This is a genomic window from Salegentibacter holothuriorum, from assembly GCF_900168045.1.
GTDB classification, from domain to species: domain Bacteria; phylum Bacteroidota; class Bacteroidia; order Flavobacteriales; family Flavobacteriaceae; genus Salegentibacter; species Salegentibacter holothuriorum.
In genome coordinates this window covers 94,106-119,495 of the sequence record NZ_FUYY01000005.1, presented here as the reverse complement: position 1 = coordinate 119,495, position 25,390 = coordinate 94,106, and the positions used below count along the sequence as shown (strand labels likewise).

The 25,390-nt window shown below is 37.2% G+C and carries 13 protein-coding genes; 1 reads left to right on the top strand and 12 read right to left on the bottom strand.

Annotated features, from left to right (window positions below):
* Positions 1 to 2 precede the first annotated feature (2 nt).
* Complete coding sequence (locus B5X51_RS12305) at positions 3 to 2,585, bottom strand: carboxylesterase family protein (RefSeq protein ID WP_079721489.1); 2,583 nt, start codon at positions 2,583 to 2,585, stop codon at positions 3 to 5.
* A 240-nt stretch (positions 2,586 to 2,825) separates the two neighbouring features.
* Here B5X51_RS12305 and B5X51_RS12300 point away from each other — a divergent pair, with 240 nt between their 5' ends.
* Positions 2,826 to 3,665: an AraC family transcriptional regulator gene (locus tag B5X51_RS12300; RefSeq protein ID WP_079721488.1), complete on the top strand. Its 840-nt coding sequence runs from the start codon at positions 2,826 to 2,828 to the stop codon at positions 3,663 to 3,665.
* 100 nt (positions 3,666 to 3,765) lie between these two features.
* Here B5X51_RS12300 and B5X51_RS12295 read toward each other — a convergent pair whose 3' ends face one another.
* From B5X51_RS12295 to B5X51_RS12240, 11 genes are all read right to left on the bottom strand, one after another.
* The gene (locus B5X51_RS12295) at positions 3,766 to 4,464 is read right to left on the bottom strand and encodes a gluconate 2-dehydrogenase subunit 3 family protein (RefSeq protein WP_079721487.1); all 699 of its coding nucleotides are present in this window, start codon (positions 4,462 to 4,464) and stop codon (positions 3,766 to 3,768) included.
* An 11-nt stretch (positions 4,465 to 4,475) separates the two neighbouring features.
* The gene (locus B5X51_RS12290) at positions 4,476 to 6,203 is read right to left on the bottom strand and encodes a GMC family oxidoreductase (RefSeq protein ID WP_079721486.1); all 1,728 of its coding nucleotides are present in this window, start codon (positions 6,201 to 6,203) and stop codon (positions 4,476 to 4,478) included.
* A gap of 516 nt (positions 6,204 to 6,719) precedes the next feature.
* Complete coding sequence (locus B5X51_RS12285) at positions 6,720 to 8,624, bottom strand: SusD/RagB family nutrient-binding outer membrane lipoprotein (protein ID WP_079721485.1); 1,905 nt, start codon at positions 8,622 to 8,624, stop codon at positions 6,720 to 6,722.
* 19 nt (positions 8,625 to 8,643) lie between these two features.
* Positions 8,644 to 11,760, bottom strand: a complete 3,117-nt coding sequence (locus B5X51_RS12280) for a SusC/RagA family TonB-linked outer membrane protein (protein ID WP_079721484.1) — start codon at positions 11,758 to 11,760, stop codon at positions 8,644 to 8,646.
* A 758-nt stretch (positions 11,761 to 12,518) separates the two neighbouring features.
* The gene (locus tag B5X51_RS12275) at positions 12,519 to 13,712 is read right to left on the bottom strand and encodes a PNGase F N-terminal domain-containing protein (protein ID WP_079721483.1); all 1,194 of its coding nucleotides are present in this window, start codon (positions 13,710 to 13,712) and stop codon (positions 12,519 to 12,521) included.
* Positions 13,713 to 13,770: 58 nt separating this feature from the next.
* The gene (locus tag B5X51_RS12270) at positions 13,771 to 16,920 is read right to left on the bottom strand and encodes a beta-galactosidase, LacZ type (RefSeq protein WP_245828749.1); all 3,150 of its coding nucleotides are present in this window, start codon (positions 16,918 to 16,920) and stop codon (positions 13,771 to 13,773) included.
* Positions 16,921 to 17,134: 214 nt separating this feature from the next.
* Positions 17,135 to 18,223: an SGNH/GDSL hydrolase family protein gene (locus tag B5X51_RS12265; protein ID WP_139374890.1), complete on the bottom strand. Its 1,089-nt coding sequence runs from the start codon at positions 18,221 to 18,223 to the stop codon at positions 17,135 to 17,137.
* A gap of 8 nt (positions 18,224 to 18,231) precedes the next feature.
* Positions 18,232 to 20,925 carry a sodium:solute symporter family protein gene (locus B5X51_RS12260; protein ID WP_079721481.1) on the bottom strand — a complete coding sequence of 898 codons (2,694 nt, stop codon included), beginning with the start codon at positions 20,923 to 20,925 and terminating at the stop codon, positions 18,232 to 18,234.
* Between the two features lie 392 nt (positions 20,926 to 21,317).
* Positions 21,318 to 22,814, bottom strand: a complete 1,497-nt coding sequence (locus tag B5X51_RS12250; RefSeq protein WP_079721479.1) for a sialate O-acetylesterase — start codon at positions 22,812 to 22,814, stop codon at positions 21,318 to 21,320.
* Positions 22,815 to 22,964: 150 nt separating this feature from the next.
* Positions 22,965 to 24,308 carry a Gfo/Idh/MocA family protein gene (locus B5X51_RS12245; RefSeq protein ID WP_079721478.1) on the bottom strand — a complete coding sequence of 448 codons (1,344 nt, stop codon included), beginning with the start codon at positions 24,306 to 24,308 and terminating at the stop codon, positions 22,965 to 22,967.
* A 40-nt stretch (positions 24,309 to 24,348) separates the two neighbouring features.
* Entirely contained in the window at positions 24,349 to 25,389 is a 1,041-nt protein-coding gene (locus B5X51_RS12240) for a formylglycine-generating enzyme family protein (protein ID WP_079721477.1), read from the bottom strand.
* Position 25,390 lies beyond the last annotated feature (1 nt).

Below are 25,390 nucleotides of genomic sequence, written 5' to 3'. Positions count from 1 at the left end.
GACTACTCGTTCCAGATCAAATCATCTTTTTTAATACTCCAGGAATTATCAAAAAAGCCAGCAGCTTTTACCCCGGGAAGCCCTTCACTCATCATACTATCTTCAAAAATCAAGATATCTGGATAAAAAGTACCGTTTAGTAAATAATCGTTCCCCCAGGCAGCTTTCATTCCTTTTTCTCCGGTAGCAGTAATCACCCCTATACTCGCAAAATCACTATCTTTTCTTGGATAAATAAAATATGCGCCCAGGTCATTTCCTTTTAAAGTTTTATTATTAACGCTCATCTTTCCTTTAGAAACCTGAATAGGCGAATCTCCCAGCATAGTTTTCCAACTTGCGTGGTTATCACTGTTTCCGTATAAGATTATATTTTGATCTGAGTAATCTTCCGGGTTAAACTCTGTATCAGCGACAATAGTCAAGTCTCCGTTAGCCCGATAGTAAAATTTCTCTGCATCAAATTTTGCTCTATGGTAATACCATTTATTTTCTTTATCACTCCCTTGAGTAGCATAGACTAAAACAGGTTTGTTCTTAAAGGCATCTTTAAATCCTCCATACCTATGCGGACCTTTTTCACTATCATCTGGTCTCTGAGTTACTTCCCAGCTATTGTTCATTTTCTTCATCACCAAAGATTCAAGCTGACGACCTACAGCGATTTGCTTTTCATCAATAACTATAGAATCTGGTTTTACTGTAAATTTTGAGAAATCTACTTCAATGGTTTTTACATTTTCAGTAAGAATTTGAATTTGCGTACTATCCTTTTCTACTGAAATATCACTAATTTCAAAGGGACGTTCTTGTTGAAGGATTTTTATGTAGTGTGCCTTTTCTGAAACCCCAGGAGAAGCCGTTTTAAATGAAAACTCATCCTGGTTCTCATCGGTTTTTTTATCGTGTGCTTTAAAGAAATCAAATAATAATGGCCAATCCATACTATGGTTACCATACCAATGGGTTCCGTTGGGGTATTCATAATAAACAAAGTCGTTATGAAACTTACCCAGACGTTCACGCATGTCTCTTGCTATAAACGTTGGAACTACTGAGTCTACCTCTCCATGAAGCACATAAATCCCAAAATTCAGGTAATTCTCAATTAACTTTAGAGTACGGCTGGTATTTCCAGCTCTTTGAATTATTGTGCTAAGCTCTTTCTCATTTTCTGAATCTAATTGAATAGCCGTTCTATTTTTAAATTCCTCTGCACTCATTTTAAATCGCTCTCGAAGCAGCTCAGGATTATCAGCGATTCGTAGCTTAAAGCTTTCACGGTATAACAATAGATCTGGATAGCCTGCTGCGGGAGCAATAGCAGCAAACTTATCTGGATAAGTTGCGCCTAAATACCAGGTACCGTGCCCTCCCATAGAATGGCCGGTTAAGTAAGTATGTGTATCATCGGTTTTCCATTCCTCTTTTGAGTGCGCAAGAACTTCAAGGGCGTCCAAACGACCCCAATCTTCCCAGGCAAAACCAAATGGGCGTCTATTTGTAGGCGCAACAATATGCCCCCAATCCTTTTGCTCGTAGGCATTGGCTTGATTAACCGCTTCAACAGAAGCTCCATGTAATGAAAAGAACATGGCTTGATTTTCACTTACGGTATCTAAAGAAGGTGCCATACTGTAGTACTGCACGCTACCATCAATATCACTTACAAATGTTTTTTTATGATGCTCGTATTTTGATTTTACCGGAAGCAATAAAGTATCAGTATCTAACTTTTTCCCATTGGAGTCCAGTAAATCCAGCATAACCTTTACTTCTTTTTTATCTTTAGAAGTTTCTGTAAAAGGAATTTCAAAAGGAACTTTTCTAACATATAAAGCTGGTATTTCTGTTATAGATGTTTCAGCTACTTTGTTAGCTACTCTAGCTACAATCTTTAAATTCTCGAAATTTTTCTCGCTTGTATTTGCAATTCTAATTGCAGCAGGAAAGTTTTGTTTTTGCTCTTTTAAAATTTCGGGCAAAGTCATATCTCGTTGCGTAAATTGAAGTTCTTTTTCAGAACTAATAAGTCTTGCCCGCATTCTGGAAAAACGTCCTGAAGAAAGCAAGAACTCATTCTTTCCTTTTTTCAATTTTACAGGAATCAAACTCCATCCAAAATCATAATAATCACCTTCGTGGGGGAACCCGTTAATCAAAATACTAGTATGTCCTGATGCATCTAATAATACCGTTCTCTCGGAATCTGAATGATATTCAAGATACAAGTACCCATCTCTCAAGCCCGGGTTTTGAAATTCACTATTTTCATTGACTTGAATCTCTTCCCAGCACATAGCTTCTCCCAGGTAATTTTTACCGGCTACCTGCCCTTTTTTAATTCCGCTTTTCGCCTCACCTATATATGCCGCAAAAAGAGGATCATATTCTACTGCCTCGGTGTCTTTTGGAAGCTCTTGCTTCTTATAAATTAAAGCCTCAGTAAAAACGTGCAGCACTTCTCCTTCGTGCACATCTTCAACCTTTTCTTTCCCGAAATATTCAACAATATTACCCTCGCGCTTCTGAGCAGTTAGACTTATAACGGCAAAAAATAAAAACAGTGATAAAATTTTATTCATGATGAATTTTAAATATTAATATTGGACAATGCTCCACTTAACTTTTAGAAAGCTCACTTCTAATAAAGCGCTGAAACAGCTATTATTTGCTTCAAAATAAACTCCCTTTCAAAAATAAACTTATTCCTGCTTTTTTCTTTCACATTAATTTGCATTCTATTGTACAATATTTGCGCACTTACGGCATTTATTTGATAAATTTGAAAATTACCGTATAGTTATATCTTAAAATTTTAAAAATTGAAACTTCATTTTCTTCATAAGGATTTAAAAAGTAATTTCGAATTTAGTCATCACAAAGAGCGACAATTTCTGCGCTTATGGCATTATCATCCTGAAATTGAATTGGTCTATATCAAACAGGGGAAGGGAACTTTGTTTGCAGGAGATTTTATAGGAACATTTGAAGAGGGAAACCTTTTTTTGATTGGAAAAAATATTCCTCATATGTTTCAAAGCTCCTCAAAAAATTTTTCTGAAGCCTATGTGCTTCACTTTAATCAGTCGTTTTTTGAAGCTATTAAAAGTAATAAAGAAGAATTTCAGTATATAAAACTTATTCATAATTTGAGTGAAAGAGGGTCTACTTTTCATGATTTTAGAAAGAATGAAATTGAAAATTTGCTTTTTCAACTGCGAGACCTCCCAATACCCTTACAGGCCATAAACATTCTTCAAATTTTTTATTCACTCTCAATTAATGCTAACAAAACTTATTTGGGAAGTGTAAATTGGTTAAATCATCATCAAGTGTCTGACCAACGTTTAAGCGAAGTAATGGAGTTTTTAATGTTGAATTTTAAGGAAGATATTAGCCTTGAAAAAATTGCAGGCATAGCCGGAATGAATAAAACCGCATTTTGCAGATTTTTTAAACAGCATACAGGAAAATCCTTTATCACCTATCTCAATGAGCTACGAATAAATTATTCCTGTAAATTATTAAAGGAAGTAAATAGCAATCACTCTATCTCTAAATCTTGTTACGCATCAGGATTTAACAGTTTATCTTATTACAACAGGGTCTTTAAAAAAACTATTGGTTTAACTCCTTCCGAATATTTGAAAGGCACTAATTAAAATTTCTATAGAAAAATCAGAAAGCTTGTAATGCAAGGCTTCCTATTAAAATATTATATATACCATCCAGAACATTAAAGCTTCTATAAGCAGCTAAATATTAAATTTCGTAATCATCCCAGTTCATTACTTCTCCCCTGTTTGCCGGATCCATTGCGACTTTTAAAAAATCTTCCTCATATTTCAATCCGTGTTTTTTTAAAACCTGCTCGGGAACACCATCCCAAACATTTGGAGTGTTTCCGCGATAATCAAGATATTCAATACCTGGCTCACTGGTAAAATACCCCGTAACTACTAAATTTTTAATTCTTCTAAAAAAAGTTGGCCCCGGAGATGTTTTCTCAAAATCCTGAGGATATGCAATTTGATCGATGATTTTTAACTGGTTCTCTTTTGAAGTCTCAACAAAAGGCATATTAAATTGTTTACTGCTTTCCCGGTTAAGCCACATTAGACCTCCTCGCATTGGGAGCTGATGCTCGGGTATGTCTTTTACAATAAATTCTATAAATTCTGGCACTCCAGCTTCAGTGGCAGAAACCGATTCTTCATCCTCCGGAATAATAATATCGGCCAGGCTTGTAATTATTGCCATTTCTTCTTCGGTAAAAAAGGTTTCAGACATCAAGTCTTCATCCCTTTCTATTTCTGCCGGGGTTCTTCCATAACCTTGCTTTTCTTCAATAATATCACCTTCTTCAATAGGCGATTCTTTATCGGTTACACAACTACTAAGAAAAAAACTGGAAGCCATTCCTCCCATTACCAATGTCCTTAACGATTCTCTTCTATCCATAATTCACGTCTTTAAACATTTCCTTTTTTAAGTTCTTCAATTAAATAATCTGTAGCTCGCCAGGCCAGTGCCAAAATCGTCCAGGTTGGATTTTTATCTGCCTGAGATACAAACGGGCCACCATCCATCACGAATAGGTTAGGGACATCATGAGCCTGATTATATTGATTTACAACCGAACTCCCAGGATCTGTCCCCATTCTTGTAGTCCCTACTTCATGAATAATTTTTCCGGGCTTCTCAAGACCATAATTAGATTCTTTCCCTGGTTTATCTCCTAATGGAATTGCGCCCATATTATGCATCACTTCTTCAAAAGTATCCTGCATATGTGCTGCCTGTTTCACTTCTTCATCTGACCAGTTGTAGTTGAATTTTAAAACAGGAATTCCAAATTTATCTACCGTATTCACATCTATTTCACAATAATTATCTTTTCTAGGGATACTTTCTCCCCGGCCAGCCATTCCGAACGTAGCACCGTAAAACTTTTTTACGTCCTTTTTAAGACCCGTTCCATAAGCATTACGCGAGGTATCTCCAATTGCTTCTTTTAAAGCTTGTGTATTAAAACCGAAACCATATGCCGGCATACTCATTCCTCCCCAGTATTCTATATGATATCCACGAGTAAAACCAAGATGTTTACTATCATTAAGCCACCAAGGGGTATAAAGGTGCATCCCACCCACTCCATCTTCATTATACCTTTCGCGGTCTAACAGTTCTGGAATAAAACCTCCTCGCGAAGATCCTGTAGAATCATGAAGATACTTACCAACTACCTCACTAGAATTAGCAAGGCCATTTGGATGATGAGCCGACCTGGAATTAAGTAGAATTCGGGCAGAACTGCAGGCACTAGCTGCCAGAATTACCACTTTTGCTTTAATTTCGTAATCTTTTAGATCTTCTTTGTCTATATAAGAAACCCCGGTAGCTTCTCCTTCACCATTGGTTAATACTTCTCTTACCATAGCATTAACGTACAGATCTACATTTCCAGTTTCCACAGCCGGTTTTACCAGCACTGATGACGATGAAAAATCTGCATAAGCCATGCAGGATCTTGAACATTGTTTGCAGAAAAAACAGGCTCCTCTTTCTTTATTAATCGGTTTAGTGAGAATAGACAAGCGAGAAGGAATCATAGGAACACCGGCTTTTGTAGCCCCTTTTTTTATGTATAATTCGTGCAGTCTTGGTTTTGGAGGTGGTAAAAAGAAACCATCGGGTTCATTAGGAAGGTTCTCTTTAGTGCCAAATACACCTATTAATTTATCGACCTTATCATAATAAGGCTTAACATCTTCATAGCCTATTGGCCAGTTATCACCTTTGCCGTCAAAATCTTTTCTTTTAAAATCTAAAGGTCCAAAACGCAGGGAAATACGTCCCCAGTGATTGGTTCTTCCACCAAGCATCCTGGAGCGAAACCAGGAAAACTCGGTATTACTGTTTTGCGTATAAGGTTCCCCATCTAATTCCCATCCACCATAAGCCATATCAAAATCACCGAAAGGCCGGGTACTACCAGCTCCTCTTCGGGGAGATTCCCAGGGCCACCTCAGTTGGGTACGTTGTTCTTCATTGGCAGGATCAAAATCGGGACCGGCTTCCAGCAATGCTATTTTAAAACCGGCATCTGCCAGTAGTTTTGCAGCCATACCGCCACCAGCTCCAGACCCTACTATGCAAACATCATATTTTGTTGGTTGCTTTTTTATTTGAAATGACATTCTTTTTGCGACTTAAGATTAGTTGTTTACACGATAATCCAAATTACATAATTCGAGTTGCCTCGAAAACATAAAAAGATTCTATATGATACCTCGCAGGATCACCCTGGGGTAGCTTACTACGCCATAAAAAATACACACAGTACTAACATGTGTATACCTTTTAATTATTGAAATTATGCCCTGGCTTTGGATTACTATTTTCTGTTAATTCTACCCTTCTATGATTAATTTCGGGGAAGTTCTTAATTTTAAACCTTGAAAATATTAAATTTTTATTATTTCCCTCCAACGTTTTCGTAATATTCTCTCATTTTTTATTTCCGATATCAAAAGCATTTCTACCAGGTAAAATTATTGGTCATTTGCCCGAAAAATGATTAGAAAAACCCTGAAAGCATATCTAGAATTTAGGAAAACAAAAAAAGGGGCATCGATTAAAAATCGATACCCCTTTTCATACTTGTACTAAATTCTATACTCCAGAAGAGTAATACTTACTTAAAAGTTTTTGAATTATTCCGGTTGTGCCCACCATAATGGTGTTAATACACTATCGTCTCCACCTAAATGGTTTACTGCTTGTTGATATCCTTCCGGAACGTTATTTTGTAGGTTTCCAGGATACTTTAAACGTTGAGGGAAAAATTCCTGACGACTCTCGGTATAATTACTCTGATCTAAAGCAGGTAAGTTAGGCAAAGAGTTCTCTACAGCTGGATTTTCAAAAAACGGTAATCCAAGTCTTCTATGATCGTTCCAGGTTTCAAGTGGCAACCAAGGCGTTTGCGCAATGAACTTTTGGGTAATAATCTTGGTTAAATGATCATTCTTAACAGATCCATTTTTATATAAATGGTTATCAGGGTAAGAGAAAGTTGTAGTTTCTTCGTTCCCATTATATCCGTTGATATAAGTTATAGATTTATCTGTTGGTTCTGCAGTATGATTCCAGTTTACGGAAGTCCCAACGCGGTTATAATCATCAGAAGTTAGGTAATCTTCAACATAAGATGAAGTGTTCCAATAATCAAAACTTTGTTTCACACCTTCTTCGTAAGCAGTTTGACCATCATGCGGTACATTCCAACCTCTTACTGCAGCTTCAGCAATTAAGAAATAAGATTCCCAGGCACCAAAAAACACTCTTTCAGTAGAACTATTTCTAAATCTATGAGCAAGACGTGGTAAAGCACCTGCCCAACTATATACCTGGTTTTTAGAACCTTTTTCTCCCCAGTCTCCAATTGAAGGAGCGTTCCAGGTAAAAGCAGCTTCTATTTCCTCTACTACTTCTTCACCATCAAGTAAGTTTCTTTTTGTAGTACCTGTTGTTCCTGGAGACCAGGAAGGATATCTATTCATTTCCGGATTATCAAACCATCCCGGAACTACATAAGCTTCATAGGCTCTTGGGTCAATCTCGGCGTGTAAACCGTCAAACCAATATCCTGCAGAAGGATCGTTGGTTAACGTTGTAAAATGATCTTCATATTTTTTCCCAAAATAGTCTTCAGCCTTAATATGCTGGTGTAAATCTGCAGGTAATAATTCTTCAGAAGAAATACCTCCTAAACCAATCATTAAATTATTTAGTGTTGGAGAAAGGTATTGATTATTCCACTCTCTTGACATTACACCGGTTAAATCATCCCATCCTGGTTTTTCTGCAACTTTAAAGCTATCTTCCCAGGTAGTAATAAATTGTCCAGAAGCTGCATCCTCAAATTCTGCTTGGGCTTTAGCTTCATCAACTTGAGAAAGTCTCATCGCTAATCTCATTCTCATAGAAGTAGCATACTTTTTCCAGGTTTCAAAGTTATATCCATAAGCAGGATCCAACTGTTGCACATTAGAAGGAGCGGTAATACCTTCATCCATATCGGCAGTAGCTTCCTTCAATTCAGTTAGCATAAAATCGTATACCTCTTCTACGCTATTAAAATCAGGGTTTTCTCCCTGGAAACCATTAATAGCTACAGGCCCAAAGTTATCGGTCAGTTCGCTAAGCAAATATACCCTCCAAATTCTGGCCACTTGTTTTAAGTTATTGGTATATTCAGTAACATTACCATTTTCTATTTTCTCATCAGCAATTTGAACCGCAGTATATGCGTGGTTTAACCAACCTGAAATAGAATTAAAGTAATCGTTAGTCCAACCATCACTATAATAGCCTACCGGGAGGCTATTTATTCTGTCCATTCTACCTGCTGCTTTCCAGTACAAAACAAAGGCTCGCTCAGCTACGTGTGGGTTTTGTTGTGCACCCGTAATAGAGTTATTGATAAAGTATTCAACCTGAACCTGGTCGGCATTTGCTGCCACAGGGTTTACGTTGATTTCTTCAAAATCGGAACACGCATTCAGGGCTAAAACGCCACCAATTGCAAGTGTCCACTTTTTTATGTTTTTAATCATAATACTATCGATTTAAAATTTAAAATTTAACACCAATATTTAAGAATACTGTACTAATTGTCGGTGATGCAAGGTTTTCAAAACCTACTGCGTTAGTTCCCGTTGCGTAAACCGATTCTGGATCTACCCCGTTTAAATTACTATCTATCATCCAAACATTATTAGCAGATAAGCCTGCGTAAGCTGAATTAAAGAACGTATTATCTAACCAGGTTGTTGGTAAATCATAACGCAAGTTAATAGATCTTAACCTAAAATTGGTTGCATCATAAATATTGGCTTCATTAATTCCCAGGTTACCAGATCTTTCGGTAATATTCTGCCAGTACAATTGTGGTGAAACTTCAGTAGTGTTTTCTGCAAAACCACCATTTTCATCGGCTACAACTCCATCTACCACTATATTATCGCGGTTACCATTAGTTACTGTTTCGGCACCTGTACCTGCATTCTGGATAGCACGGTTAGTTCCAGAGTAGATTTCTCCTCCTATTCTAGCATCCAAAAGGAAACTTAGACTAAAGTTTTTATAACTAAAAGAGTTAGAAAAACCTAATAAGAAATCTGGTTGTTGATTACCTAAACGCTCTTTTTCACTAGTAGCTAATGGTATTCCATCTCCATCTACAATAATCTCACCAAAAAACGGGCTTGACTCATCTTCAACTCTTTGATACTTAGTTCCATATATTTCACCGTAAGGTTCACCTTCTACTGCAAGAATAGCAAGGTTATCAAATCCTCCTAAGCTATATTGAGTTACTCCATCGGCCAGTTCAACAACTGTATTCACGTTCCTGGAGAAGTTTAAGTTCATATCCCAATTTAATCCTTCAGGATTATCCAAAAGACGACCATTCAACATTAATTCAAATCCTTTGTTTTCAATATCTCCGGCATTTACTTTAACACTACTATAACCGCTTAAGGGGTTTAATGGTAAATTAATAAGCTGTCTTGTAGCGTTGGTCTTATAGTAAGAAAAGTCTACACCAAAACGATTGTTGAAAAATCTTGCATCTAAACCAAATTCCGTAGAGCGAATTAATTCACTTTTTACGTCAGGATTATAAAGCGTTCCATTCCTACCTGCTGTAGTGTTTCCATTAGGATCTTTACCTATATTATAAAAATTATATAATTGATACGCAGGTAAATCGTTACCAACCTCTGCATAAGAACCTCTTACTTTCGCAAAGTTAATCCAGTCTGGCACATTACCACCGGTATTTTTAATCATATCAGTTACCACTAAAGAAGTACTTACCGAAGGATAAAAGAATGAGCGGTTATCTGCACTTAAAGTAGAAGACCAATCATTTCTTCCGGTAACATCTACAAAAAGAAATCCGTCATAATTAATTTGGAAAGTTCCAAAAGCAGAGTTGATTTTCTTGTTAGAGTAACTTTCAGAAATACCTGGATTTCCAATTCCATTATTCAATGCGAACAAGTTAGGAACTTCTAATTCACCTGCGTTTCCACTAATTGAGCTAGATTCCTGTTCCATTAGGTTTCCACCTAAAGTAACCGAACCTCCCCATTTTCCGAAGATATCATCTTTTGTTGCTGATATAATCGCATTGTAATTTGTCTCCCTAAATGTGTTTTTACCTACACTAAACCTACCAGTTGCCGATAACGGGCTACCGCTGTATAATTTTGATTCTGTATTGGTAGTATAAAGATCAGCTCCTGCTTTAACCTCAGCATATAACCAATCGTTAAAGTCATGACGAATAGAACCATTTAACATAAAACGGTCTCTGGTATCCATATTCAGGTTATTTCTGGCAGCCCAATATGGGTTCATAGAATTAGTAGGCACATACCATCTCATATTTCCAAACTCATCGGTTGCACGTTCATACCTGGTAACATCTAAAGATCTTGGCAGTAGGTACATGGTAGCAAAAGCATTAGAAATATTAACCCCGTTTAACGGACGGTTTTGAGCAGTAGCTCTTATATACTGTACTTTAACGTCACTCTTCCACTTATCGTCTTTACCAAAAACAGAAACTCCACGAGTCATCAAGTTTAAACGCTCTAAACTTGCACCTGGAATTAAACTTTCATCATCTAAATGATTTACCGATGAAAATAATGATGTACCATCAGTAACTTGTTGTTGCAAAGATAAACTATGGTTTACATTTAAACCATTATCAAAATAATTATCAAGATTATCGTAAGCACGAAGTTGCTCTTGTTCTCCTTCAGCATTCTCTACAGTTTGACCTTCAATTTTTGGTCCCCAACTTGAGCCCGATTGATTATCATACTGTCCATTAGAACCCTGCCCGTAAGAATCTTGCAATTCTGGTGAGCTAAATATGGATTGAAAACCAATATTAGTAGAGTAACTAACACCAAGTCCTTCTTGTTTTTTACCGGTTTTAGTGGTAATTAAAATCACACCATTACCAGCTCTAGATCCATAAAGTGCAGCTGCAGAAGCACCTTTAAGAACAGACATACTTTCAATGTTTTCAGGATTCAAATCTCCTAATCCATTCCCCATATCGGGAGATGGGTTCCAGTAATCATTATTTGCCGCACCGGTAAAGTTATCCATAGGTACACCATCTACAACAATTAATGGCTGGTTATCTCCGGTTAGGGAGTTATTACCACGTAACACAATTTTAGAAGAACTTGCGGGTCCACCGCTACCTCTTACCACCTGCAAGCCGGCAACCTTACCAGTCATAGCGTTGGCAAGGTTGTTTTCCCTGGCTTGAGTTAAAGACTCTCCTCCAACTTCCTGAAGAGCATAACCCAGTGACTTCTTTTCTCTTTTAATTCCAAGAGCTGTTACCACCACTTCATCAAGCGCCTCGGTATCGGGGGCTAATTCAACTTGAATTTCCGATCCATCAGGCTTAATCTCCTGGGTTACGTACCCTAACATAGAAAATTGCAGAATACTTCCTTCGTCAATTTCAATACTAAACATTCCATCGAAATCGGAAGAAACCCCATTACTAGTTCCCTTCTCAATTACGTTGACTCCAGGTAGCGGCATGCCGTTTTCAGCATCTACAATATTACCGCTTACCGTTTGAGTTTGTGCTAGCATAAGGTGAATGCTACACAAGAATAAACAAGCAAACAAGAATAATTTTTTGTTCATTACACTATAAGTTTTAGTTAAATTTAATCACAAGGTTTAACCTTGTTTTCTTAATTTTAACCAAAAATTGTTATAAAATTTACAAAAGAATAATAATTTCGACTGATAACGTTTTTCAATCGCTGGATAAACGAAAACGTTATCGTTTAGAGATGCTGTTAAGTCAGTTTTATGCCAGGTTCAACACCTATTAACGCCATTTTTCGCAATGAGAATTATTACATTTTCAAGATTAACAAGCTGTATATTATCTAAAAAACAAGAAAAACACCTAACTAAACCCCTGTTTTTATCTTAAAATCTTCTGTTTACCCGGGTTACTGGATTTCACCTTTAGACATGGCTAATGAAGATGACTTTGTAAAAACTTAGCAGTATAAATGGATCTTCTTACTCCCCAGAAATCCATAGACAATAATAAACCTTCCTAAAAGACCATAAGCCATTAATATTTAGTAAACTACCTCGGGGCAAGCTCATGAGGCATCCGTTGGAAACAAATTTTTAATTTCGAGGTAAGCCTCGGGGTATTACACCCTTTGGCGGTGTCAATAAAATAGCGCTAATTACTGATAGTTCCAAGCAACCAAGTGAATCTTTAAAGCACAACAACTGGAGCGCCAGCTATTCGCTTTAGGTATCAATCAATTATTAAACAAAGAAATAGCGAGACAAAACAACTTTACAGTTGCACTTGTCTCGCTTAAATTTTAAACGCTTAGGTTAGGAAAACTAACATTCAGCCAATAAAGAAAAAATTATTTTTCGTAAACTAAATATGCCGTAACCAGCCAGTGATTTAATTTATCACCATCTACAGGGGTGGCATCAATATCAATAAGTACCTCGTGTTTTCCTGCTTGTAAATCTCCCAAATCTAATTCATAGGGAGCTACTTTAGAACCGGGGCACCAATTAGAACGCGATAAATCTGAAGAAGCCAAACGCTCCTGAACCTCGCTAAATATTCTTTCGCCCTGTCTATTATAAGCTCGTGCCGAATCTTTACGAATCCAAACCCCAGATGATGGATTAAATCTTCTAAAACTCGCACAATCGTCCCGCCATGGAATAGTTTCCAGAACAGTCTCTGAGTCAAACTTCACCGTATTTCTCAACTTTATAAATTCATCGCCACCGCTATGGCCACCGTGCCCGGTAGTGATGTAATAAAGTTTGGCATTTTTAGCTTTTTCAGGTAATTGAAATTCAGCTTTTAGCGGATTAAAGGCAAAAAGATCAGGATGTTTTTGGCCTGCATAATAAACAGTATTTACCAATGGTTTTACAAGCTTTTTACTTAATTCACGACCAGAATATTCCAGCTCAACACTAATTTTATAGCCCTCAGGAGTCCAGGTATCTATCCAGGCTCCTATAAGTATTTCACCGGTAAGCTCACTTTCCAATTGAGAAACATCCATCTCCCAGGCTACCTCTTCTTCCCATTTAGGGACATACACCGGTCGATTATATTCTATATTCGGATTCTTTTCTTCATCACTATAATAGCCTACTCCAAAAGGAGTCATAAACCTCAAAACCTCCAAGGCAGGCTCATAGTCTCCTCCTAATTTAACTCCGGGATATTTATCCTGTCCTGCTGCTTTTGGATATTCTGCATTCCCCTTAGCTACATCAATAAAATCCAGCTTATCCGGATTTGGAATTACAAATAATGACCCCGACTTATCCCAGCGATCACCGGCAGATTTCACTGTCACTTTTACCTTTACATCGGTACCTTTGGGATATTCCGGGACATTGATCTTTTTTATAATTATTCGTCCGGATTGAAGGTATTCTCCATTGGTAATTTCTGTCTTTTCTCCGTTAAAATTAAGAGGAACTTCATCAAAAACGCTAATGGTTTTAGCTTCCTGCGCCAGGACCGGATTAATCACCAGACCGAGTACTAAGAAACCGGCTTTTTTAAATATTGATTTCAGCATTACTTTTTCGCTTTATTATTAGATATAACAGGTTTTCGTTTATTTTATAAAAATCAAATTATTCGGGGCTTATTTTAAAACTGTATTTATATTCCTTCTCGGTTAGCCAGTATTTTTTTAGTGGCAACCTACCCCAGCTATTAATACTACCAAGTCCCATTTGCGCAGTATCAATAAAAAGGTTGGTGAGGTCTCTTTTTTCAAGCTCGGCGGCATGCCTTTGCTCGCGATTCTCCCCATCATCAAGATCTTCCATAAGATAATGTAGCGCTGTGAAATTAAAGGGCTTGTTCCCGGTAATTTTTAAATTAACCCCGTTTCCTTTTAAAGTCAACCAACGCACATCACTTTTATTTCCAGTCTCTTGTGGACGAATGTATGGGTAGTATTGCTCATCTACAGTTTGCTCATAAACCTTAATAAGTGCGGTAGCTTTTCTATCGGAATAGTTTTCGTGTGGGCCACGGCCGTAATATTCCAAATGGTCAAAACCAGCCGGCATAGCCATTTTCATTCCCACCCTAAAGATCATTGGAGCCTCTTTATCTTCATCTATTTTAAGGTCAAAATCTACTAAAATCTCCCCTTCAGCATTCAACTTGTAATTAAGTGATAAACTGGCATTCACTTCTTCCAATCTATAAGTAGCCGAAACGGTATTTAATCCAGCTTCTACATTTTGCTTAAAGCTCTTTAGCCTTAGGCTTTCCGTAGCTTCCTTCCAGGGCTTTAATTTTGCCTGTAAACCTGCTCCATAATCATTATCTACAGGGGCTCTCCAAAAGTTAGGTCTAAGCTCAAAACCTTCTTTAATCACATCTTTACCATCAATCTTATATTCCTTTAAGAAGCCTGTTTCTTTATCAAAAACAAAACTGGCTTTTTCTGAAGTAAGACTTAATGCAGTCTTTCCATTTTCAACTTTTAGTTTTTCACCAGAGGCTATTTCTAAACCTGAAACTTCCATTTCCCCTAATGTTAATTGCTCTTCTGCAATCGCATAAGATTGATCCAAAAAGTGTGTTTTTTCTTTAAGCGTATAAGAGATATTTAAAAAGGCTTCTTTATACTCTTTTCCGTTTAAATTAATAGGAAGATCAAATTCCTTAGTTTCCTGCGGGGCAACATCAAGCTCATCTATCTCTCCAGAAGCTACTGTTTCTCCATCTAAAGTAACTTCCCAGTTAAGCTTAACATCTGAAAGATCGCGAAAAAACCTTTCGTTATACACACTAATTTCCCCAGATTTACCTTCCAGTTTTGTGTGAATTTCCTGCTGCACCTTTTTTACCTGCCACGCATGCGGATTTGGATTTCTCTCTGGACTAAATACTCCGTTATTCAAAAAGTTATTAGCACTGGGTGTACCCTCTGGTCCAAAATCTCCACCATAGGCCAAAATTTTTGTACCATCGTCTAATTTTTTATAAATAGACTGGTCTACCATATCCCAGATAAATCCGCCCTGAAAGTTTTTATGACTTCTTATAAAATCCCAATATTCTACAAAATTTCCAATGCTATTACCCATAGCATGCGCATACTCACACATAATATATGGACGATCCATGTTAGGATTACTTTCAGCATATTGTTCCATATCTGCTATAGAAGGATACATTGGAGGAATAATATCTGTATTCCACTCAACGTCCATTCTTCCTTTTGCTTGCCCGGGAACAATGGCCCGTTCGTGTTGTATAGGCCTGGTTGGATCCATTTCTTTTATCAAGTCATATCCCGCATAAAAGTTATATCCATTACCGGCTTCATTACCCATACTCCAAATTATAATTGAAGGATGGTTTTTATCCCTTTCAACCATTCGTCCAAGGCGTTCTAGGTGCGCCTCTTTCCAATCTGGGTTATTAGCAAGGGTTCTTGTAAGATTGTAACCCATTCCATGAGATTCTATATTGGCTTCATCTACCACATATAGACCATAAATATCACAAAGCTCATAGAAATAAGGATCATTAGGATAATGTGAAGTCCTAACCGCATTAAAGTTAAATTCTTTGAGCACCTTTATATCCTGACGCATACGTTCACGGGACATCACCTGACCTGTAGAAGGGTCTGTATCATGCCTGTTAACCCCTTTTAAAAGTATAGGTTTTCCATTCACCAATAATTGTCCGTTTTTAATCTCAACTTCTCTAAAGCCTACATTCTGTTGAATAATTTCCTGGACTTTTCCTTTTCTATCCTTTAGCTTAAATTTTAATGTATATAGGTTTGGAGTTTCGGCTGTCCACTTATTAGGATTTTGAACATCGATTTCAATTTTTTTCGTCTCCTGCCATTCACTTACTTTTCTTTCTGATCTATACAATTCTTTATTTTCCCCTTCAAGAATAATCTCCAGACTATGCTTATCACGTTTAGGAAGCTCAGTAAATTCTGGAATAATAGTTAAAGTAGCATCCTGATAATTCTCATCCAGGTCTGTGTTTAAATTAAAGTCCTGTAACCTTACTTTTTTTCTTGCAAAAAGATATGTATCACGGGTAATACCACTCAATCTCCAGTAATCCTGGCCTTCTAAATAAGAGCCGTCACTCCAGCGCATTACTTTCATCACAATTATATTCTCACCGGTTTTAACATAAGAAGTTATATCAAACTCCTGTGATAATTTAGAATCTTCTCCATAGCCTACATACTCTCCGTTTACCCATACTTTCAGATTGGATTTTGCTGCACCTACGTGTAAAAACACATCTTTCCCGTCCCAATTTTCATCAATTTCAATGCTACGACGGTAAATTCCGGTTGGATTATGATCTAAAGGAACTTTAGGTGGATCAACCTCTATAAGATTATCAAATTCATAAGTAGCATTTACATAAATAGGAATACCATAACCATGTACCTCCCAATTTGCCGGCACTTGAAACTTTTCCCACGAGATATCATCAATACCCGGAGCATAAAAGTTATTAGGCACCTGCTTAGGATTTTTGTACCATTTAAAATCCCATTCTCCGTTAAGGTTAAGATAGTTTTCTGATGCTTTCCAGTTGTTCGCTTCCGCCAAAGCTTCATTCTCAAAAACCATATAAGAAGCCCGCATTGGCTCCCTGTTTTCCTGATTTTTTTCAGGATTTAGATAATATGGCTCCTGACTATATAAGTCGGGACTTATCACTAATAAAGCAAGGAAACTACAGAAGGATAAAATCCAGTATTTTTTCAATTTGAACATTCTTATTTTTTTGATTATTGCTTAGTTTTTTTTATTTCAAAAATACGTATCAACAAAAAGGCTCATACATACTAATACAAATTTAATTAATAAGTTTGATGACTTAAGCTATTTTTCAACATAAGTCTAAATATTACTAATTCCAGCATTACAAAAAAGAAATTTAGACCAATAACCTACCAGTAAAGCCGAATCGATTAACGGCTAACTATCTTCACTCTATTAGGGTAAGTAATAATCCGGTATATGCTTCAGCATACTTTTTCATACCGGCATCATTAGGATGAACACCGTCAATAAAATCACCCTGACCTAAATCGAGATCTTTATTTTTTAGAAGATAAATATTCTTAAGACCGCTTTCCTTTAAAGACTCAAAAGCTTCTTTATTTGCCAGATTTAAAAGTTGATACTTCTTTTTTTCGGGATTATAGACTTCGCCATAAGGATAGCCGGCATGATCTGTAAGCACTATTGGTGTTTCAGGATTTAATTCCCGAAGCGTTTTTACACTTTTTATAAGTCGTTTTTTCGCTTGTAGCGCATTAAGGCCCTGCCCAGAAGTAAAATTCGCCAAGCAATCTAAAACAAACACTTCGGCTTTCAGTTGGGCGAGATACCTTATAATTTCCTCTTCCAGCCTTCCGTTTCCAGAAAACCCGTAATTGAATACAGGAATATCCAATTGCCTTGACATAAGAGAGGTCCAGGTGGTACCAGGCCTACCGGAACAGGCTCCCTGAGTAATAGAAGTTCCATACACTACAATGGGTGCTTTATTTGAAATTGGTAAATTCCTAAAAGAAGCATGTTTATCAACACCAATTTCCATGTAGGAAACAGTATTATAAAGCGGCAGGTATAAACGTAAACTATGCTTAATATCATTTACGCCCTCCTTTACCCTATAACTATATGAAATGGTATCCTGAAATTGATAATTTGCCTTAACCCATTTCCAACTATTATTTTTAGACACATATAGATCTACCCCACTAACACCGGTAGCAGGCATATGCGGAAATTGCAAAGGGCCATTTACCACGTATTTTACAATGACTTTAGGTGAATCAGTTTCAAAATCAACATATACTCCCGAAGGATTTTCAGATAAATCCCAAACCTTCTTCCTAACCAAATCCTGCATCGAATCTGGAAATCGCTGAAAAGGGCTAGATGTAGCAGCCTTTACTCTTCCTCCAAGCTCCATTTCCGCAACCTTATACCAATCTAATTTTGTAGTATTCTGGGCTACCAAAATGCCAAAAGCTAAAAATAAAAGTAAACTTAGAAATCCTTTCATTTCCACCTTTAATTTTCCTTTAAACTCTTATGATAGACCAGGCTCTTAGAATTATTATTGTTTTCAACCTTAAATATTAAACTTGCTAAATAACCTCCAATCACACAAACCGGAATGGCAATAAGCGGATAAATATAGAAATTTAAAGGCGTGAAATATTTTACTAAAACCAAAGAAGCCACACTTAAAACCGCACCTATTAGGGTTCCAATCCAGTTGGCTTTTTTAAAGAAAATTCCCAACATAAATACTCCGGCCAGGGCGCTTCCAAAAAGTCCAACAATTTCCTGAAAAAAGAAAAATAAGGAGGCGATAGGATAGGCCGCCATAAAAGCAGCTACAGAAGTACCCAGCACACCAACGATAATGGTTACCCATCTGGCAACTTTCATAGTGGTAACCTCTGTATGCGCTTTAGTAAAACGTTTGTAAAAATCTACGGTTATTACTGTAGAAACACTATGCATACTACTATCCAGACTGGACATAGCTGCAGAATAAATACCGGCAATCACCAAACCTGCTACTCCCGGGGGAAGGTGATCTGCAATAAACAATGGGAAAATTCCGTCATTTTGCATCCCCACTTGCAAAAACTCTGGGTTATCTCTAAAATAAACATATAAAAAAGTTCCCATTAGAAAAATAAGTAATCCGGCAGGGATAGAAACAATCCCGTTCATCCAGATACTTTTCCTGGCTTCTTTTTCATTAGAGGTAGTTAAATAACGTTGCACCACTGCCTGATCTGTGGTATAAGGAGCAAAATTTAGAGCAAATGTTCCCAGGAACATAGACCAGGTTACTACTTCGGTAAAGCTCCACCTAAAATCAAAAAGTTGAAATTTACTATCTTCATAAGCAGTAGAGAAAATATAACTTACATCTCCAATATCTACAGCAATATAAATAAGCCCTAGAATAAGCCCTCCAATGAGAACAATTACCTGAATTACATCTGTCCAGATCACGGCTTCAATTCCTCCCATCACGGTATAAACTATGGCTAAAATTCCCATAATGATAATGGCTGAATAAATATCGATCCCAACTACGGTAGATAGAGCAAGTGCAGGTAGGTAAACCACAATCCCCATCCTGGCTAATTGAAACAATACAAAAGACCCACTTCCAAACATCCTGATTACAATATTAAAGCGCTTCTCAAGATACTCGTAAGCCGTAGTGATATTAAGATTTCTAAAAAATGGCAGATAGAAAGTTATAATTAGCGGAACAATTAGCAAAATGGTAAAGTAACCTAAATAAGCCTGCCAATCGTAGCTAAAGGCCAACGCCGGTTGCGAAAGATATGTAATGGCGCTTAACATAGTGGCATAGATACTTAAGCCAGCTGCCCACCAGGGAATTCTACCTCCTGCAAGAAAATAATCGGAAGTACTTTTATTTCTCCTGGAAAAATACCATCCAATTCCTATCATTAAAGCCAAATAAGCAATTAAGGTTACATAATTGATCCATCCAAAATTTGTTTCCCGCGGAGTCACATTAATTTTATGGATGGCTGCAGTACGCACCCCAGGGCTAACCTCGCCTAACGGAATTATAATATCATCTTCCCATTGCAGAGCTTTTGCCACTACTTGAGTTTTACCCGGAATTTTGCCACGCTTAGTCCAGGTGTCTGTAATGGTATGATAGGCCCAAATAGTATTTGAAAAAGAAGTCTTTTGAAAATTTTCTGAAATTGCTTCTTTTATGGAATCGATTTTAGCGGTGGCAACAGAAGAATCTAAATTTTGCTGCTGAAGCGATCTCAATTCATTTTGTAGTAGAAGTCTCTTTTTATAAAGTTGATTTTCACCTCCTGCACCTCCAAAGATCAAAATATGGGCATCTCCAAGTTTGGTAGCCGGCGCAGCGCCAATATACCCTCCATCCAGCCCGGGAGTCTCATTTGAAGGTACTTTCTCCTTCTCTATCCATTTTTTTGACAAGGGATTATATTGCCATACATCAGACAAAAACTCGTTGGGATCTTCGGCATCAGGATCAAAATGAGTTCCACTAAATACGTAAACCACATTGGTTTTTCCATTATTTTGAGCAATTACTACGGGTTGAATTCTTCCTTTCCCCGGAATATCTTCTAACTTTTCCCAACCTTCTTTATCTGAATAAGAGAAGAAACTTTTAGTAGCTTTTCCTCCCAGCTCTTTTTGGCCTCCGGCAACATAGATCTTGTCGCCTATTACACTTGCTTCCATATTTGCGAGAGGCACAGGTAAAGCAGGTTTTTCTTCTACAATAATCTCTTTAGAAACAGCATCCCATTTTAAAAGAAAAACATCATTATAAATTCCCTCTTTATTAGCTCCCCCAATACACCATAAACCTTCCTTAGTAGCTACAGAAGCTCCATAGGCCAATGGTTTAGAAAGTTGTTTATCTAAGTTTTTAACCCATTGAAATTCGTCTTTTTTCTTTTCAAGAACATAAATCTGATTATAAAAAATCTTTTCGCCTCCATCCCATACAGGACGCTCGGGGAAGTTAGCACCACCCGCAATAATCAAAGCATCATTGTGAATCCCGGTAAAGCTTCCGTTAACCCCTTTTTCTAAAGGTAAATTGGGCAAAGAATCCCAACTGAATTCTATTTTACTATCAGTTTGCCCCCTTAAGGAGTTGGCAGAAAACACAAACAATAAACTGAAAACCAAAAAAAGACGAATATGCATAATCTATATTTTTGGTCCAAGATAATAATTTTGTATTATGTTATACATATAAAGTAAAAATTTTCTTTAAAATATCTTAAAATTTAGCCATAATATAACTGCTCAAGGTCCACGTACAGTTTAAAAGCAAAATTAAAAAAGCCCAAAAGGAGTAATTTTTTATTCGGAAATGCTCTTTTCTCCAGTATCTAAAGCTAATAATAAGCAGGATAAATTGTGCTAAAGCTAAAGGAATGGTAATCATTTCCATAACTACCCCTAATAAGATATAATTAAGTTTAAATAGGTGATAGTTCAGATACAAAAAGCCAAAATATCCCACAATAAAGAGACTTATGTAAAATAAGCGTTTGGAGGATAGACCTTTTATCATGGCTTTTGTTTTAATTCAATTAATCACTTTCTATAACCTCCATCTTAAATGTTGAAGCCGGCAATCCTTCAGAGTTTCCCAGGTTTCCAATAGTATAGGGTTGCCAATTGTAATAAATATACTCAGGTTTTTCGGCACTGGGAAATACTATTTTTTTGTCTTTAATTTCCCCGGTTAGTTCCGTTTTGCCATCAATAGAAAACCCACGAACAGCTTTCCCATCTAAAGTTTGTAAACCTTTCCCGGTATATTTAAATTCAACAATAATGTTTCCATTTTTATATTCCGCTTTTTGAGGAAGCGGGCCAGAAACTATAATATCTTTTCCATATTCATTTTTTAAGGCCCATCGAGCGAGCCTTTTTCCGACGGCTTTTTTATTACGGGGGTGGATATCATTCTTATTCCCAACATCGCTGCTAACCGCCATCCCTACATGATCCATTTCCCCAAGTAATCTGCGCTGACCATTTCTGAACTCAGGCCAAAAATGGGAGTCGTAATTGGTAGTATCTATAGAGGATAACTGGACCCAGTAGAAGGCTAGGTTTTTATTTTTCCATTGTTTTCTATAATCCTTAATCATAAGTTTTTGAAGTTCAGGATATTCTTTCACTCTTGCCAATTCCTGAGCATTGCTTTCCCCCTGGTACCACAAAATACCCTTTATCGGCATTTTTAAAATAGGTTTAATCCCCGTTTTAAATGCAAACCCTGGCTTGTAGGCGTGGTTATTTGTACCTTGGCTATGTCCAATATTTTGCATTCCGCGTTCTCGTATCCAAACCGGAAGGGCGTCATTTTCTAACCAGTTCCCATTTACTTTAGACGAGAATTTCTTATTCTTTATCAAAGCCTCCGCATCAATAAAAGTTTCAGCCGGCGCACCACCAATAGCTAAATTTATTAATCCTATAGGAATATTTTCAGCGCTTATTATGTCGCGACCAAAATAATAACCTACCGCACTCATATTCTTAAAAGAAGAACTATCGCTTTCCTCCCATTTTGTTTTCTGAAAAAGAATATTATTACTCAAGTTTTTTAGTTGGTGTTTATCATAGGCTGACCCGTAAAAATTTTTGCCAATATAATTTGGGTTAAAAAAGCGTAGATTACGATTTTTAGCTTCTTTTTTCGCTTCCTCATAATGCATTTCAGCTTGCATAGGCCATTCCATATTAGATTGACCAATAAGTAGCCATACATCACCGATGATGATATTTTTAATGATAATTTTTTCCTGAAAAGACTGAACCACCAAGGAATTAGGCTTAGTTGTGGCTTTATGTTTTTTTAAGACTACTTGCCAGCTTGAATCTGTCTTTACTGAAGTTTTAGCTGTTTCATCTAAAAAATTTACTCGTATTTTTTCTCCCGGATTCCCAGCACCCCAAACTCTTATAGGTTTTTCACGTTGCAACATCATATTATCGGTAAAAACATCGGCTATTTGCAATTGTGCAAAAGCCGGGAAAAATGATAAAATTAAAAGCGTCTGAAATATTTTTTTCATTTTTTAAAAGTTTATATATGATGTTTAAGGTATTAAAAATCAAACCTATCTGGAGGAAAAGAGAAAAATCATAAAAACAGGGAAGGATTATTGAATAAAAAAACCGGCTACTGAAATAATTCGATAGCCGGTAGCATCAACTGAAAAAAACTAAATCACCCTTGTTTTCCCGGGTGTAGGGATTGGATAATGTCCATCTGGATTTGGTGTTACCGGTGGTGTTGAATTCCATGTTAAATTTTCAGGTACCAGTTGCAGGTCAGATTGAATAGCTTCATCCCAGTTGATAAACTGTCCTGAATAAGTTGCCATTCGACCCATAATTGCAGACATTGTACTTTTGGCTCCATTTTCAGCATCACTTATTACTTCGCCATTTCTAATAGATTTAAACAATTTGTTATGTTCTTCCTGGTAAGGATTTGGATCGTTTCGACTTCTATACTTAAAAATATCATTACCTTCTAAATCAACTAATTTTGCCACACCCGCATCATTGGTTTCCACTAAACCTTTAGTGCCCTGAAAGCCTTCTCCTACTTTAGACATGGTCCCGGGTTGATGTCTACACTGGCTGGAAATTACCGCACCGCTGGGGTACTTAAACTCCACAAAATGATGATCGAAGATCTCTCCATGTTCAGGTCCTGTTCTAACCTGTCTACCTCCCATACCCTGGGCCGAAATAGGATATTCACCTATAAACCAATTCGCAACATCAATATTATGAATATGCTGTTCTAGAATATGATCTCCACACAGCCAATTGAAATAATACCAGTTACGCATTTGGTATTCCATCTCTGTTTGATTTGGCTGCCTGGGATTTACCCAAACACCACTACTATTCCAATAAACCTGACCAGATAAGATTTTCCCTACTTCGCCTTGCTGAATCTGTTCAGCTATTTTTATATAATTTTTCTGATATCTTCTCTGAAGGCCAACTACAACATTTAATTTTTTCTCTTTGGCAATTTTTGCAGCTTCCAGCACCTTTCTTATTCCGGGTACATCAGTAGCTACCGGTTTCTCCATAAACACATGCTTCCCTGCGTTTACGGCATATTCAAAATGATGGGGACGAAAGCCCGGCGGAGTTGTAAGAATAACTACATCAGCCTGATCTATAGCTTTTTTATAGGCATCAAAACCTACAAATCGGTTTTGATCTTTTACTTTAACCTTCTTTGAATCGGAAAACTCCTTTTCCAACTGCTTAAGACTCCCGCTTAATCGATCTTCAAAAGCGTCAGCCATAGCTACTAGCTCAATATTATCATCTGCTTTAAGTGCCTGGTTAACCGCACCTGTACCACGACCTCCACAGCCCACCAAAGCCAATTTTAATTTCTTATCGTTAAAAACATTGTACATCGCGTTCATATCCATGGCCGGCATCATCATCCCAGCGGTGAACAATGCCGTGTTTTTGCAAAATGTTCTTCGCGAGTTATTATTTAATTTAGAAGTAGTTGGTTTATTGTTTTTCATAATTTAATTCTAAAGGGTACATTTAATATTCTTCGAAGTATTAAGGAATTTCAATTCCCCAATATTTAACTTCGTCTTCTTCTGCCGGTGGATTGGGATCCCGCACAATTCTAAATCCTACAAACTGCGCATCTGTATTCCACCATTTACTTTTTGGAAATTGCGGATCGCGCATCTTCCAATTTTCAGAAGAACCTAATCTGGCAGCACTTCGCAAATATTCTGCATCATCGTAATAGGATCCACCCCTAACACTATGCGGATATTCTTCTTCAGGAATTATAAAAGGATTTGGAGTTAACTCACTTCTTTCACTATATGTTTCAGTATCATATGCATCTAAAGTCCACTCTGCTACATTGCCGTGCATATCATAAAGCCCCCAGGGATTGGGTTTTTTAGTACCTACAGGATGATAATGGCCATCGCTATTTTCATAAAACCAGGCATATTCGCCTAATTTTTCGGGCGTATCCCCAAAGTGATAAGCGGTTTGTTTACCTGCCCTGGCAGCATACTCCCATTCGGCTTCGGTTGGTAGACGATAAAAATATCCTGTTTTAGCTGAAAGCCATTTACAGAATTTTTGCGCTGCCAGATAGGTAATGTTTACTACCGGCATACCATCGCCTGTTCCCATTCCCAAACTCATATCTACATAAGGCACAGTAGCTCCGGAAACGGCATCAACTTTTATGTTTACATCATTAGCTTTATTCTTTAAAAGCATAGTAGCACCAGATGCAGCATCAACTTTTATGCTTACATTACCAGCCTTATTCTCTGAAGGCACATTATCTACCGGGCGCTCCAGGTAGAGGTTAAAAAGCTTCCAGGTGACTTCATGAGAGGCCATCCAAAAAGCATCAATCTTTACTTTGTGCAAAGGGGCTTCATCTTTATAATGACCAAATTCCTCTGCGGGACTCCCCATTAAAAATTCACCTTCGGGTATGGCCAGCATTTCAATATTAAGATCGGTACCGGAGATTTCCTGAACATAATCTTTCAGTTTTTCCTGGCTGTAGAATTCAATGGAGACCAGCATTAAACAGCATATAAGCAGTTTCTCGTATTTCATT